At 43.7% G+C, this 13,785-nt stretch carries 12 protein-coding genes and 1 pseudogene; 8 read left to right on the forward strand and 5 right to left on the reverse strand.

The features are described from left to right. Both QTN95_RS18650 and QTN95_RS18655 read left to right on the forward strand, forming a co-directional pair. A partial coding sequence (locus QTN95_RS18650) for a hypothetical protein (protein WP_331418550.1) occupies positions 1-893 on the forward strand: 893 nt, incomplete at its 5' end. A 275-nt stretch (positions 894-1,168) separates the two neighbouring features. Continuing rightward, the gene (locus tag QTN95_RS18655) at positions 1,169-2,152 is read left to right on the forward strand and encodes a hypothetical protein (protein ID WP_331418551.1); all 984 of its coding nucleotides are present in this window, start codon (positions 1,169-1,171) and stop codon (positions 2,150-2,152) included. Positions 2,153-2,502: 350 nt separating this feature from the next. Here the strand turns inward: QTN95_RS18655 and QTN95_RS18660 are convergent. After that, positions 2,503-2,712, reverse strand: a pseudogene (locus QTN95_RS18660) (septation protein IspZ); the annotation flags it as partial. Between the two features lie 87 nt (positions 2,713-2,799). Beyond that, positions 2,800-3,021, reverse strand: coding sequence for a hypothetical protein (locus tag QTN95_RS18665; protein WP_331418552.1), 222 nt, complete (start codon positions 3,019-3,021; stop codon positions 2,800-2,802). 408 nt (positions 3,022-3,429) lie between these two features. On the opposite strand from QTN95_RS18665, the gene ihfA reads away from it, so the two are divergent. Further along, positions 3,430-3,726, forward strand: coding sequence for an integration host factor subunit alpha (gene ihfA, locus QTN95_RS18670; RefSeq protein ID WP_331418553.1), 297 nt, complete (start codon positions 3,430-3,432; stop codon positions 3,724-3,726). Positions 3,727-3,852: 126 nt separating this feature from the next. Here ihfA and QTN95_RS18675 read toward each other — a convergent pair whose 3' ends face one another. After that, positions 3,853-4,173: an HI1450 family dsDNA-mimic protein gene (locus QTN95_RS18675; protein ID WP_138970360.1), complete on the reverse strand. Its 321-nt coding sequence runs from the start codon at positions 4,171-4,173 to the stop codon at positions 3,853-3,855. Positions 4,174-4,175: 2 nt separating this feature from the next. Next, entirely contained in the window at positions 4,176-4,742 is a 567-nt protein-coding gene (gene yeiP, locus QTN95_RS18680; RefSeq protein ID WP_138970361.1) for an elongation factor P-like protein YeiP, read from the reverse strand. 133 nt (positions 4,743-4,875) lie between these two features. Here yeiP and QTN95_RS18685 point away from each other — a divergent pair, with 133 nt between their 5' ends. Next, complete coding sequence (locus QTN95_RS18685) at positions 4,876-5,643, forward strand: nucleotidyltransferase domain-containing protein (RefSeq protein WP_331418555.1); 768 nt, start codon at positions 4,876-4,878, stop codon at positions 5,641-5,643. 74 nt (positions 5,644-5,717) lie between these two features. Next, positions 5,718-7,781: a PTS sugar transporter subunit IIC/EAL domain-containing protein gene (locus QTN95_RS18690; RefSeq protein WP_331418556.1), complete on the forward strand. Its 2,064-nt coding sequence runs from the start codon at positions 5,718-5,720 to the stop codon at positions 7,779-7,781. Here the strand turns inward: QTN95_RS18690 and QTN95_RS18695 are convergent. Then, a complete protein-coding gene (locus tag QTN95_RS18695) occupies positions 7,773-10,133 on the reverse strand; it encodes a DNA polymerase II (RefSeq protein WP_331418557.1) in 2,361 nt (786 codons plus the stop codon). The genes QTN95_RS18690 and QTN95_RS18695 overlap by 9 nt on opposite strands. A 329-nt stretch (positions 10,134-10,462) precedes the next feature. Here QTN95_RS18695 and uvrY point away from each other — a divergent pair, with 329 nt between their 5' ends. From uvrY to pgsA, 3 genes are all read left to right on the forward strand, one after another. Next, on the forward strand, positions 10,463-11,107 hold the full coding sequence (uvrY, locus tag QTN95_RS18700) for a UvrY/SirA/GacA family response regulator transcription factor (RefSeq protein WP_138970365.1): 645 nt from the start codon (positions 10,463-10,465) through the stop codon (positions 11,105-11,107). 47 nt (positions 11,108-11,154) lie between these two features. Then, on the forward strand, positions 11,155-12,984 hold the full coding sequence (gene uvrC, locus QTN95_RS18705; RefSeq protein WP_331418558.1) for an excinuclease ABC subunit UvrC: 1,830 nt from the start codon (positions 11,155-11,157) through the stop codon (positions 12,982-12,984). 77 nt (positions 12,985-13,061) lie between these two features. Then, positions 13,062-13,619 carry a CDP-diacylglycerol--glycerol-3-phosphate 3-phosphatidyltransferase gene (pgsA, locus tag QTN95_RS18710; protein WP_138970367.1) on the forward strand — a complete coding sequence of 186 codons (558 nt, stop codon included), beginning with the start codon at positions 13,062-13,064 and terminating at the stop codon, positions 13,617-13,619. Positions 13,620-13,785: the final 166 nt, after the last annotated feature.

The raw sequence follows: 13,785 nt of genomic DNA on the forward strand, positions 1-13,785 counted from the left end.
CCTCTGCTATTAGTTTTGGGCAAGGGACTAATGGTTTCTTCTCTGCAAACAAAATCACAAGAGTGACGATTCGCGCACAGTATGAGACCCTCTCCTCTAATGAATTAGTGGTTAATATCGAACCTGTATATATTACTGATACAAAATTAGTGTCTTACGCAAATCCTGTCGTTTTATCACATGCTCCTATCTTTGAGTGGGGATCCCGCAAAATCTATCTCAAAGCTCTCATGAATAATGGTTCAATTATTGATGTCACTGAAAAGGCAAATTGGACGTCAAGCGACAGTAGTGTCATCATTTTCACACCTGGAATTGAGGGAGTTTTAAGTAAGACTCTACGAAGTACGGGGGCTGGCAAAGCAACCGTCACTGCCGAATATGCGGGTTTCACTAAATCCATTGATATAGAGGTTAAAGACCTATTGAATTTAGGCGAGAAAGTTGGCTGTGGCGTTGAAACAATTACAATATCCATGCCCGATACCGGGAAATCTTTGATGTTTCGTTGTCCCCCTGTAGGTCGACAAGACGTAGGCGATTTTATATCTACTCAGGCCGCAGGCGCCAATGCTGCTGGAATCGTTAATGCCTTTCTTCCTCTGTTTAAGTTCGACAGCGCAGTGGCTTATTGTGCTAGCCTAGGGCAAGGCTATCGTTTGCCATATTGGTCGGAACATTATGCGTTTGATAAACAAATTAATTCTGGAGTCACACAACCTCATGGTCCCTATCTCGACTATGGCTGGCCGCAGATAGCTAGACATTGGCTACTAGACGACACAGGAAAATCAGGTGTGCATCTCTTGAAATATTTCGGTGATAGCCGTAATTTCGAACAAGATGGTAATGATTATACTGACGTAACGGCATTATGCGTGAAGGAAGTGTAACTAACGATTTTCATTTGATTAGTCTAACTACCTACACGTTATCATCATTAAATGACTCCCTACTTCGCCGCTAGAAATTGGTTGTTGTGTTACACAATCACTGTTCTCAAAATGGCGAAGTAGGTACCTCCCGAGCATGCTGGGGTACTTACTAATCACAACGCTAAAGTGTTGATCAAAATTACAAACAGCTAATACTGTAATTTTAGATTTGACATTCATCCATGGGTAAACCTGTGGTTTTATCTATTCACAAAATAAAAGAGAAAAAGCAAATGATACAATTGACTACTCTGTTAGTTATTTATTTCTTTTCCAGCCTGGCATACGCTGGTGAAGTAAGCATACAAAACCGCCACCAAAACTTCCTAACTGGAATGATCGACAATCGAATAGCGACCAACTATGACCATAATTCCTTATTTCGTACTATTTATTGGCAACGACAGTCTGGCACAGTCGTATCCGAAAAACCTTACTATTTCCTAAACTCGACTGGCAACGACTCGGTGAAGTTTTGTATTAAAGAAAATAATAAAGCCGCTCAATGTTCCCGCTACTACCAAAGTCACCGGCCAAACGGTGCCCGTTCCATTCAGCGTAATTCAGGGTCAATGACCAACATTATTAATAATAGTGAGAATTTGCAGATATCTGATGTTTTTTCTGCAACAGCGAGCTTTCATATCTTACAGGGCCAATTTTCTTTCTTATACCATCAAGTCGAAGATCAGGATGGTAGTGTGTTAAGTGCCAATTTTACTGAGAGTACGACTAGTGTGTTAAACAACATCTCTGTGCCTTTACAAGCCAGCTCAGTCCGTTCCTGTTCATTAGGGGGGTTTGCATATGGCTCACCTATTTCTATCTCGAGCTGTTCTGATCCTGTCCCAGTGGTAGACCCAAACGATGAGCCATTTTATCAATGGTCTGGCCGAATGTATTACACTCACATGGGTCCGTTTGACAACCTCCAACAGGGAAGAGATGCCTGTAGCAACTCTACATATGCAAATTACAATGACTGGAGTCTAGTCAAACTGGATGAACGCCTGATCACTAAGCCATTGGAACGAGTACGCGAAGCTCCCTTTAATTTGCTCTATACGGGGGGGCATGAAGTTGGGGTGGGTGTCGCTGATGATGCTTTATTCTACTGGACATATGCGACCAATGGTCGATTGATAGAGCATAAATTTAAATGGTGGTCAGTACCGGATTTCACGTATGACACGGTGATTTGCACGCGTCGTATATAATATTAAGTCAGCATAGGCTTTGTTGACTGACGGCTTTGATCATTGCGTAAGTCTCCCACGACTTGGTATGTAGATCAGATAAGGATCGGTTAACCGGTCCTTCTGATGAGAGACAATCGGAAGCCTGTTTTTAGGTTTCCGATTTTCTCGAAGAAAATCCTGTTGATGTAGCTCGAATCACCACTTTCTCTGGACATATCCCCGATGAGTGGGTTGGTAAGGCGGCAGTTCTCTCTGACAAAGCGGCTGTCCATCGACGCCGATTACCAAGTGACATGTGCGTATTTTGGTGATTGTGATCGCTCTTTTCCGGAAATGACTGATCGGAATGCTCCGAAATATGCATCTGGTTTGTTTGCCTTGTTGTCATCTTTAGGTATGTACTTATATATGTAAATTCCTGTCAGTAGAGTAAAACCGAACGTGGCGGCTAACAGACCAAACACTTTGAAACTAACCCAGACATCAAAGTGCAGTTGGAAAGTAATGCAAATATTGAACCCTGCACACAATGAGAAGAAAGCGGCCCAAATCCACGTTATCTTGCTCCAGATGTTTTCTTCATAAGACGAAATTGCGCTCAGTATGAAATATGCTTTGTTGACAAAGCGCTTCACGTAACCCTAACAATACTCTAGTAATTGGAGTTATATAACCCGCTTTAAGTCTTCCAAATATCCTTCGCTACGTAGGCTATTAACAGTAAATCTGAGTTCGTCATCGCTTATGGTAAAACAACTGGATCTACCCATCATGCCATTTAAATATTCGTGATATTCCAACTCGGTAAAGTGGCCAATTCGGTCGACGAGTAGACTCTTAATTCCATGGTGAATGAGTCGGTAGTAGATATGACGTTGAACTTCCATAATGTACCTCTTAACGTCTGGCAGTGTTGAAACTTTGCCGTATTACTTCTTGCTTTGTTAAAAACCATACCCAATAGGGGTATTTTGTTTCTCTTTCTACATCAACAGCTTAATTGTAAAAGTTAGTGGATTTAAGTTTTTATTACTGAGTTAAGTGCCAGTAATGGCCTAATCTTCTGATATTTAAGGGGTATTTACTCATAAATCATAGATAATACTGTTGTAAATAGCATCTATGTTGTTGTTTTAAGTGGTTAAACTCTGCTCATTGAAGAAAAAAGTTGGCGTAAATCATAAGCTTGGCATACACTTTCCAAGGTAAAGCCGATAGGTTGTTGATTGGCTTGGTTAAAAGTTTTGGCGCTGCCTTTGGGTGGCAATGTTTAACACAGCTTTGAGGAAAGTTTTATGGCGCTCACAAAGGCCGATTTGGCTGAGAACCTGTTTGAAAATCTTGGATACAGTAAACGGGATGCCAAGGAAACGGTTGAGGCGTTTTTCGAAGAAATTCGTAAGGCACTCGAAAGTGGCGAGCAGGTAAAACTGTCTGGATTTGGTAATTTTGATCTGCGTGACAAGAATGAACGTCCAGGTCGAAACCCGAAGACAGGTGAAGACATTCCCATCAGTGCTCGTCGCGTAGTAACCTTCCGCCCAGGGCAGAAATTAAAAGCCCGCGTTGAAAATATTAAGGTTGATGACTAAGCCTCTGATAAGTTTCAGTTTATCCTGTTTGATAGATTAGGCATTGAGCGTATGATTCCACGCTCCTAGGTCTCAATAACAAAACACCCCAGCCAAGGCTAGGGTGTTTTTGTTTGTGCGCTAAGTCTAGTCACGTTTCCAAAGAGCGTGGCAAAACTTGTGTTCAGGATCACGACTAATCAAAAGTCGTGCAAAAACATCATCAAGCACATCGTCTTCTTCGTTTACGAGACCAATACGCACTTCAGCATAAACTTCTTTGTCGACGTCAAAGCCAACATGCTCTGCCCAGTCATCACCTGTTTCAACTAACTCCGCAGCACCACGGTCATCAAATTGCGCAGTGAACAGGATCACATCAGCTGGCTCAAGATTGTCAGGCGCCATTTCCAAGAATATGTCGTAAGCGGTATCAATCGCGTCGTCGTAAGACATTAATTCAGCCATGACTATGCGCGGCTCATGTATTTACGTTCAGTCGTGTTGATCACGATGCGGTCACCCGTTGCAATGTACTCTGGTACTTGAACAGTAAGGCCTGTAGAAAAACGAGCCGGTTTAGTACGAGCAGAAGCTGATGCGCCTTTGATAGACGGGTCTGTTTCTTCGATAACGAGCTCTACTGATGCTGGAAGTTCCAGACCAACCGCATTGCCATTAACAAGAATGATATGTAGACCTTGGATCTCTTCAGTTACAAATAGCAACTCGTCCTCAATCTCTTCTTTCTTGAATGTGTATTGAGTGTAGTCTTCGTTATCCATAAATATGTATTCATCGCCATCTACATATGAGAAAGAAGAAGCACGTTTGAACATGTCGACAGTTTCTAGAACGTCATCTGATTTGTAGCGTTCGTCAACGCGAGCACCTGTTGTTAGGTCTGTACAGCGCAGTTTGTAGATTTTTGCGCCGCCACGACCACCAGGAGTGGTTACTTCGATGTCTTTAATTAACAATGTTTTACCATTAGATTCGATAGCAAAACCTTTTTTAAGCTCACTTGCCTTTGGCATGAACAATATTCCTTAGTATGTTAGGTAGTGGCAGCATTATATACTGACCCTGTTAAGGAAGGAATATCTTGATTCATCCATCGTGGTGAGCGAACATTAAGGCATTGAGTTCGATTATTTTGTTATCAATCAAATGCATTTATCCACTATTGACCCAAAACAAGCCTTTCAGCCTAAATATCAACCCGCCATTGATGATTTGGTGAGCTTTTTAACCAGTGGGTTAGGGGATAACCTTCACAGCGTCTACTTGTATGGTAGTGTGGCACGTAAAACCGCCAAACCAAATCAATCGAATATCGATGTGGTTGTGGTGACTCACCGTGGATTCTCCGATCTCAGAACAACCCTACTTAACTCAATCAAATGGCGCTTTCAGAAAACTCACCCCCATATTACCGAAATTTCATTTAAAACCGCACTGGCACAAGATGTTGCGAGTCTTGACAGTATTTTCTCGTGGGGATTCCTATTACGCCACTGTGCGGTGTGTGTGTATGGTGAAGATTTATCTGAGTGTTTTGGTGATTACGAACCTAGCTGGGAGATTGCCAAACATTGGAATATGGACGTAGAAGATTGGGTAGCCGTATATCGTAACCGTATTGCTCGAGCGGATAAGCCAGAAGAACAGGTCAAAGCACAGAGAATTATCGCGAAAAAGTTATTGCGAGCAAGCTATTCTTTGGTGATGTACAAAGACAAACAGTGGTTCGAAGATCCTATCGAATGTGGTCAGCAATTTTTACGTTATTATCCTGACAAACAAGTCGAGATTGAAAGACTGGGTATTCTGTTGTCAGGAAGGTTGATTGCGAAACGCTCAGTCATTGGCATTCTTGATGGTTTTGGTGACTGGCTAGCAAAGCAGTATAAAAAGACCGAGTTTAGAGTCGGCTAAAGAAATATCGAGAAAAGTCTTCTTATCCGTTTAATTGTGCTAGCTTTTATATGTATGGACATATTGAGGTTAGCATGTACCAAGGAACGGATAACCGCCAATTAAATGGTGTTTCTAATTACTCTCTTTATCACCGATTTGTTATCCCTTCTTTGCAGGCCATTAGAGAGGGAATGGTTTGGCTTATTCCCTGTTTAATGTTGTCATCTTTTGCGCTTTTCTTTGCCAGCATTGGTGAGTTTATATTAGAAGGGCGCAATGTTTGGATATTCCAACTGTATGATTTGCATGATGCTATCGCTCGGTTTTTTCCATTTTTAATGACGGCCACTATCTCCTATGTTTTAGCGATGCAGTGGCGTTTGCCAAGACCGCCAATCGCACTTTTGATGATTACATTGCTATTAATCACTGAACAGACAATTCCAGATAGCAAAGTACTGCTCACCTTCCACATAATCTTAGCGATTATAACGCCGTTGTACGCGGTTCCGCTGTTAGCTTATTTACTCCGCTTTGATATATTCAAACTGACAAGAACCGAGTCCGCAGGGCAGATTGTCAAAGAGTCGTTGAATATGGTGATTCCTGCGTTCATCACTGCTTTGTTGGTGGTGGTCATTAACCACATTTTCGTGCTCGGTCTATCGGCGGTTGCTTACTCTTCGGTGTTGACGACGGACTATGCCAATGAGCCAACCACCTTTGGTGTTCTCTTCGCGACACTCAATTCGATATTGTGGTTTATTGGTATTCATGGGTATTACGCATTACTTCCGTTAGTTGATTTGCTAGAAGAAGCGAGCAACCTTAACTATTCCACTGTACTGGCAGGAGGCGACGCTCATTATCTGATGAACTTGTCTTTTATGGGTGCATTTGTGTTTATTGGTGGCAGTGGGGCAACATTGTCGCTGGTGATTGCGCTGTTGCTGTGTTCCAAACAACATGGGTTTAAGTTGATTGCGTTAGCAAGCATTCCAATAGGCTTGCTCAATATTAATGAGATCTTATTGTTCGGTCTGCCGATTATTTTCAACCCTAGGTTATTTCTGCCGTTTCTGTTGGTGCCAGTGACCAACGTTGTCGTGAGCATGGCTGCGGTATCGATTGGATGGGTGGTGACGCCCACTGTCTCTGTTCCGTTTAATAGCCCAATATTGTTAAATGCTTGGATGGCGACACAAGGTGATTGGGCGGCGGTTGTGCTTCAGCTTGTCAATATCGCCATTGGTGTCGTGATATATCTTCCGTCGGTTAGGGCACTTAATCAGAGTGTAAGCGAGAAGACAATATCGTTGCCTGTGTTTGATACCTTTTATGCTCGGCGTCAAGAGGAAGCACGTACGTTAATGGATGATCCCATTATGCAGGCTGTCGATAGGGAAAAACGCACCATTTTTATCGAACATCAGCTTGAGCAACTGAGTTCGCGCGACTTCTGTATCGAGTATCAGCCGCAAGTGTCGCGTGATACCGAGATGACAGTTGGCTGTGAAGCGCTGATTCGTTCAATTGATAAAGATGGCAAACTCCAATATCCGAACTCTTTCATTCCATGGCTGGACAAGGCCAATTTGATGAAAGATGTCGATCTCTGGGTTTTTAAGCAGGTGATTAAAGATATACGGCGGATGCAGAAATCGGGTCTATTCATTCCTGTCAGTGTGAATATTACTCCTCAAACATTAGTTGACCCTAGTTACATTGATGAATTGGAGAAAATCATTCAGCACCATGCGCAGTATATCCATATTGAAATTACAGAAGAGTCATTACTTGAGGATGAACTGGCATTGGTTGTTGCGTTTAACCGCCTACATAATCTGGGCGCGAAGATCCACATCGATGATTTTGGAACTGGCTTTTCGTCTCTCAGCTATCTCAATAAATTTGAGGTCGACTATCTAAAGATCGATCGTTCATTTGTATTGGCACTGAGTACTCTAAAAGGCAAAAAAGTATTCGGCAGCATTCTGTCGATTGCGAAGCAATTGGATCTAAAGGTAATTGTCGAAGGTGTCGAGACCAAAGAGCAGCTCGACCATATTTGTCGTGACTCTGATATATCAGTGCAGGGTTGGTACTACGCCAAATCACTGCCTTTAGACAAATTCATCGATTATGCTTCAAAATAGCCCAAGTTGAGGTTCACTGAGTGAGCTGAAGTCTATACCGATAAAGGGTAATATCGCTTCGCCAACCGGTTTAAGCTGCTTATCGATATAGTGTTGGTAATCGATCGGATTTTTTTGATATTCCTTGGGTTCAGGTCCTGCGAGTGTAATGACGTACTCAATTTGCCCTTTGTTCTGGTATTGCAAAGGTCTACCAAGCTGGGCATTCATCTCATCCGCCATTCTGGCTGCTCTTACCTGAGGTGGAACGTTTTTCTGATACTCATGCAGCCTTCGTCTCAAGCGCTTTTGATAGGTCAGTTTGTCATCGAACTTTCCGGCTTTGGTTTGCTCAACAAATTCACGGACATAGTCACTCGGGTTTTCGCCATGAAAAATCATCGAGTATAAGGTTTGCTGAAACTCTTGCGCGAGTGGCGTCCAGTCGGTTCGAGCGCTCTCTAAGCCCTTAAAAATGATCCGCTCACTATCGCCTTCTCCAATCAGCCCTGCGTAGCGTTTCTTAGATCCCGTCTCTTGTCCTCGGATGGTTGGCATTAAGAATTTCTTGTAATGAGTTTCGTACTCCAGTTCGAGCGTTGAATCGAGCTGATACTCTTGCGCTAAATGCGTCGTCCACCACTGGTTAATATAGTTGACTAGTTCGAGACCAATCTCATCAGCTTGTTGCTGGCTGAACTGACCGTTTAAGGAGACGAAGGTTGAATCGGTATCACCGTAGATGACCCGATAACCTTTATCTTCGATAAGCTTTTTGGTTTGTTTCATGATCTCATGGCCACGCATAGTGATGCTCGAGGCAAGGCGAGTATCAAAGAAGCGGCAGCCTGAAGAACCCAATACACCATAGAAAGAGTTCATGATGATCTTTATGGCTTGGGAGAATGCCTTTTCGTTGTTCTTCTTTGCGGCATCACGGGCGGCCCAGAGATTTTCGATCATCTCAGGGAGGAAGTGCCGAGTGCGGTGAAACTGGCCACCTCGAAACCCTGGCACTGCTTGAGAAGCTTTGCGTCCGACTTCGAGTTGAAGGCCTTCAATCAGTCCTATTGGATCGATTAAGAAGCTACGAATGATGGATGGGTAAAGACTTTTGAAGTCGAGAACCAATACAGAGTCATACAAGTTTGGAATCGAATCCATGACGTATCCGCCAGGACTCGCCAACCAGTTCTCAGGTTGCAGATTAGGTGCAACATAGCCAGCTCGGTGAATTTGCGGCAAGTAAAGGTTAGTAAAGGCGGCGACCGAACCGCCCACTCGGTCGAGTTCGACGCCAGTGAGTCTAGATCGTTCGATGGCAAACTCGAGTAGATGCGTGTGAGCAAATATCTTGTTGACCAGTACACAATCCTGCAAGTTGTATTTCGCTAGTGATGGCTTATCACGACGGAACATCTGATTTATTTCATCCATTCGGTCATGGACATTATGGATCTGCTTCCCCTCACCAAGCAGCTCTTGCGATACCGATTCAAGTGACCAGCGACGGAAATGATAGGTCGCGGTTTTGAGCGTATCAATGCCATCCATAATCACGCGGCCGGGTACAGAAACGAAGGCTTGCTGGGTGGTATTGGAGGTTCGGAAAAAACTCGCTTGACGGCCACGGCCTATCATCAATTTGACTTGATTCCATTCTGCCCGTTTGTGTAATAGTCGAAAATCGAAGTCAATAACGTTCCAGCCAATAACCACATCTGGGTCATACTTTTGGAACCAGCTAACGAGAGCGTTTAGCAGTGCTTTCTCATCTTTTACCCACTCTATAGGGGTGTCGGCGGGCTGCTTATCACCAATCATGATCACACGGCTATCCATCGGACTATCAAGTCCAATGGAATAGAGAATGCCTTTTTCAGAACACTCTATATCGAGGGAGACGACTTTCAGATCGGGCGTGTAGTCCCCCTGACGACACTTGACTGATGTGAATCGTCGGCTTTGAGGCGCCAGTTGCTCAATACCGCTAAACTCAACCCCGCCTTTAATAAAACGTTCCATCAAATAGCGGTCAGCTAAACGAATATCGTCTTCGAGTACCGTAATATCTGCCAGCTGTAATGCACGGCTAAGCTGCTGAGAGTGTTTGATAGTCGTGGTGTAACAAGCGGCTAGTGGCTCCAGATCAAAGCTGGTCAATTCCAGTGGACGCCACTCTGCGTAAAGATTCTCTTGTTCAGCAATAGACTTGCATTGTTCTAACTGACTTTGTGCAACAAAAAAAACGGGCTTCTCTCCTCGAATGATGAGTTGAGAGGGGCCTTGAGGCGTTGATAGCCACAGCTCGATTTGAGTTTGGCCACTGACATCACGTGCCTGCCGAGTGAGTAAGAAACCGTTATGAATCATTGTGCGTAATAGGGTGGTTAGATTGAAGCGAGATCAAGACAGTAGGGCTAGAGTATCACATGCTGAAAAAGTTAAATACAAAGGTAAGAAATAGACCTAATATCTAAGGCGAAATTGGTAGAAAAATAACCAATAAACTGACCTAAGCGATTGATTAATAGATTAATAACAATTTAAGTACCAGATCTGAAAATTACTACTTGCTAAAGTTTGCGTTTAAGCACATATTCAGAGTAAGCAAAATTTTAATTTTAAGTTAGACTAGGCAGCAATGCTGTAATCCACTCTATGTGGGTGCAGAGCCAAGTAAAAAGTGTGGAGATACAAGTTTGATAAATGTTTTCCTTGTAGATGATCACGAGCTGGTTCGCACAGGGATACGACGTATTATTGAAGACGTCCGTGGGATGAACGTAGCAGGGGAAGCTGACAGCGGTGAAGAAGCAGTAAAATGGTGTCGAAGCAACCATGCTGACGTCATTTTGATGGATATGAATATGCCTGGTATCGGTGGTCTTGAGGCTACCAAAAAGATCCTGCGATTTAATCCTGATGTGAAAATCATCGTTTTAACTGTTCATACGGAAAATCCGTTTCCAACTAAAGTGATGCAAGCAGGAGCCGCAGGCTACCTGACTAAAGGCGCTGGCCCTGATGAAATGGTCAACGCAATTCGTATGGTTAATAGTGGACAACGCTATATATCACCAGAGATCGCTCAACAAATGGCTCTTAGCCAATTTTCTCCGGCATCGGAAAACCCATTTGCTGATTTGTCTGAGCGTGAACTGCAAATCATGATGATGATTACTAAAGGGCAAAAAGTCACTGACATATCTGAGCAGTTGAATCTTAGTCCTAAGACAGTAAACAGTTACCGTTATCGCTTGTTTAACAAGCTTGATATTAGCGGTGATGTTGAGTTGACTCACTTAGCAATTCGACACGGAATGATAGATACCGAGACACTATAAGGTGCCAATACCATCAGTGATTTTAATCTTCAGCTAATGGTATTGGTATGAGCCAATTCGATTCAGCCGCCTTTCTCAAAACAGTAACAAACCAGCCCGGCGTTTATCGTATGTATAACGCCGAGTTTGTTGTTATCTATGTAGGAAAGGCGAAGGATCTCAAAAAACGCCTCTCCAGTTACTTCCGTAGCAAAGTTGATAGTGAAAAAACCCGTGCTTTAGTCAGTAACATCGCCAAGATTGATGTGACGGTGACGCATACCGAAACAGAAGCCTTGATCTTAGAACACAACTACATCAAGCAGTACCTACCTAAATACAACGTACTGTTGCGTGACGATAAATCCTATCCCTATATCTTTATTAGTGGACACAAACACCCACGTTTGTCGATGCATCGAGGGGCGAAAAAGCGTAAAGGCGAATACTTTGGACCTTACCCAGATTCAGGCGCTGTACGTGAGACCTTGCATCTAATTCAAAAGATATTTCCGGTGCGACAGTGTGAAGATACTGTCTACAGTAATCGAACTCGACCTTGTTTAATGTACCAAATCGGTCGTTGTGCTGCGCCGTGTGTGAGTAGTGTTATTTCTGAACAGGATTACGCTGAACTGGTTGGTTACGTAAGACTGTTTTTGCAGGGCAAAGATCAGCAAGTGCTTGCCTCTCTTGTCGAAAAGATGGAGGTGGCGAGTCAAGAACTACGCTTCGAACAGGCCGCCAAATTCCGCGATCAAATTCAGGCTATTCGCCGTGTCCAAGAGCAACAGTTTGTCTCGGAAGATTCGATGGACGATATGGACGTACTTGGTTTTGCTCAAGAAAATGGCATTGCGTGCATTCATATTCTTATGATTCGTCAGGGTAAAGTTCTGGGAAGTCGCAGTCACTTTCCGAAAATACCCAACGATACCACTCAGCAAGAAGTGTTTTATAGCTTCCTGAGCCAGTATTACCTGAGCCACAATGAGGCGCGAACTATTCCGACTCGTATCATCCTCAACTCGGGCTTAATTGACGAATCACAGCCGTTGGAAGAGGCTTTAACGAGCTTAGCGGGGCGCCGAATCCACTTCCATGTCAATCCGACCAGCACTCGAGGGCGTTATCTTAAACTGGCCAACACCAATGCTTTGACAGCGATTACGACTAAGATCAATCACAAGATGACGATATCTCAACGTTTCAAAGCGTTGAGAGAGTTGCTTGATATGGAAAGCATTACGCGAATGGAATGTTTTGATATCTCACACACCATGGGAGAGAGCACCATTGCCTCTTGTGTGGTTTTTAATCAGGAAGGCCCCGTTAAGCAAGAGTATCGTCGTTATAATATCACGGGCATCACGGGTGGTGATGATTACGCAGCAATGGGGCAGGCACTTGAACGCCGTTACTCAAAGCAGCTCGATATAGAAAAAATTCCTGATATTGTTTTTATCGACGGTGGTAAAGGTCAGTTGAACAGGGCTCATGAGATCATCTCTCGCTATTGGGGAGATTGGCCAAAACGCCCGCATTTGATTGGTATTGCCAAGGGTGTCACGCGTAAACCTGGTCTCGAAACTTTGATCACCGTCGAAGGTGATGAATTTAATTTGCCTAGTGACGCACCAGCACTGCATTTAATGCAGCACATCCGTGATGAGAGCCATAGTCATGCGATTGCTGGCCATAGGGCAAAACGAGGAAAAACCCGTAGAACGAGTGCTTTAGAGGGCATTGAAGGCGTAGGACCAAAGCGTCGCCAAGCTCTGTTAAAATACATGGGTGGTTTGCAAGAATTGAAACGAGCGAGTGTAGAAGAAATCGCCAAAGTGCCAGGGATTAGTATTTCTTTAGCAGAAAACATTTATCAAGCATTGAAACAATAGCAAAAATCCCGCACCATAAGGCGCTGTTTGAAATATCAAATAGAGCCATACGCAAACAAAAAGAGCCTTTTAAAAATATGCGTTTAAATATCCCTAACATCTTGTCTTTGTTGCGACTTTTCTTGATTCCAGTATTTGTCGTTGTTTTTTATCTACCTTATAGCTGGTCTCCTTTTGCAGCAGCAATGGTGTTCTGGGTCGCAGGGTTTACTGATTGGCTCGACGGTATGTTGGCGCGAAAACTAGGTCAAACCTCTCGTTTTGGGGCTTTTATTGATCCAGTCGCTGATAAAGTATTGGTTGCTACCGCACTCATTTTGATAACAGAGCACTACCACACGATCTGGGTAACGATTCCCGCAGTCACTATGATAGCTCGTGAAATTATCATCTCCGCACTGCGCGAATGGATGGCGGAAATTGGTAAACGAGCGAGTGTGGCGGTATCTTGGGTAGGTAAGGTTAAGACCGTCAGCCAAATGTTCGCCTTATGGGTACTGATCTGGCGTTACGACGATTGGATGGTTTGGGTTGGCTTTGCTGCACTGTATGTTGCCACTGTACTGACATACTGGTCGATGGCCCAATATCTGATGGCTGCCAAAGATGATTTGCTCAACGAAGAACACCACTGATTAGAAAGCAGGCGATGGCCTAATGCCAGTCAGTTAAGCTGACTGGCTTTCTTTTTATTGGGGTATTTCTTTGCCTTTGGTTTTATTGCTCTCGGATATATCCGCTCTTCTCGTTTAATGGGCAAGACATGGTGTATCGCCTCCTCTTGCAAGTGAGTAATGCGCT

Origin of the sequence: Vibrio sp. M260112, from assembly GCF_036533775.1 — a bacterium.
Lineage (GTDB): Bacteria > Pseudomonadota > Gammaproteobacteria > Enterobacterales > Vibrionaceae > Vibrio.

Coding starts and splice junctions, on each gene's coding strand:
- QTN95_RS18685 (WP_331418555.1), top strand. CDS start 4,876: ATGCATTTATCCACTATTGACCCAAAACAAGCCTTTCAGCCTAAATAT.
- QTN95_RS18695 (WP_331418557.1), bottom strand. CDS start 10,133: ATGATTCATAACGGTTTCTTACTCACTCGGCAGGCACGTGATGTCAGT.
- QTN95_RS18655 (WP_331418551.1), top strand. CDS start 1,169: ATGATACAATTGACTACTCTGTTAGTTATTTATTTCTTTTCCAGCCTG.
- uvrC (WP_331418558.1), top strand. CDS start 11,155: ATGAGCCAATTCGATTCAGCCGCCTTTCTCAAAACAGTAACAAACCAG.
- pgsA (WP_138970367.1), top strand. CDS start 13,062: ATGCGTTTAAATATCCCTAACATCTTGTCTTTGTTGCGACTTTTCTTG.
- QTN95_RS18675 (WP_138970360.1), bottom strand. CDS start 4,173: ATGGCTGAATTAATGTCTTACGACGACGCGATTGATACCGCTTACGAC.
- QTN95_RS18690 (WP_331418556.1), top strand. CDS start 5,718: ATGTACCAAGGAACGGATAACCGCCAATTAAATGGTGTTTCTAATTAC.
- QTN95_RS18665 (WP_331418552.1), bottom strand. CDS start 3,021: ATGGAAGTTCAACGTCATATCTACTACCGACTCATTCACCATGGAATT.
- ihfA (WP_331418553.1), top strand. CDS start 3,430: ATGGCGCTCACAAAGGCCGATTTGGCTGAGAACCTGTTTGAAAATCTT.
- yeiP (WP_138970361.1), bottom strand. CDS start 4,742: ATGCCAAAGGCAAGTGAGCTTAAAAAAGGTTTTGCTATCGAATCTAAT.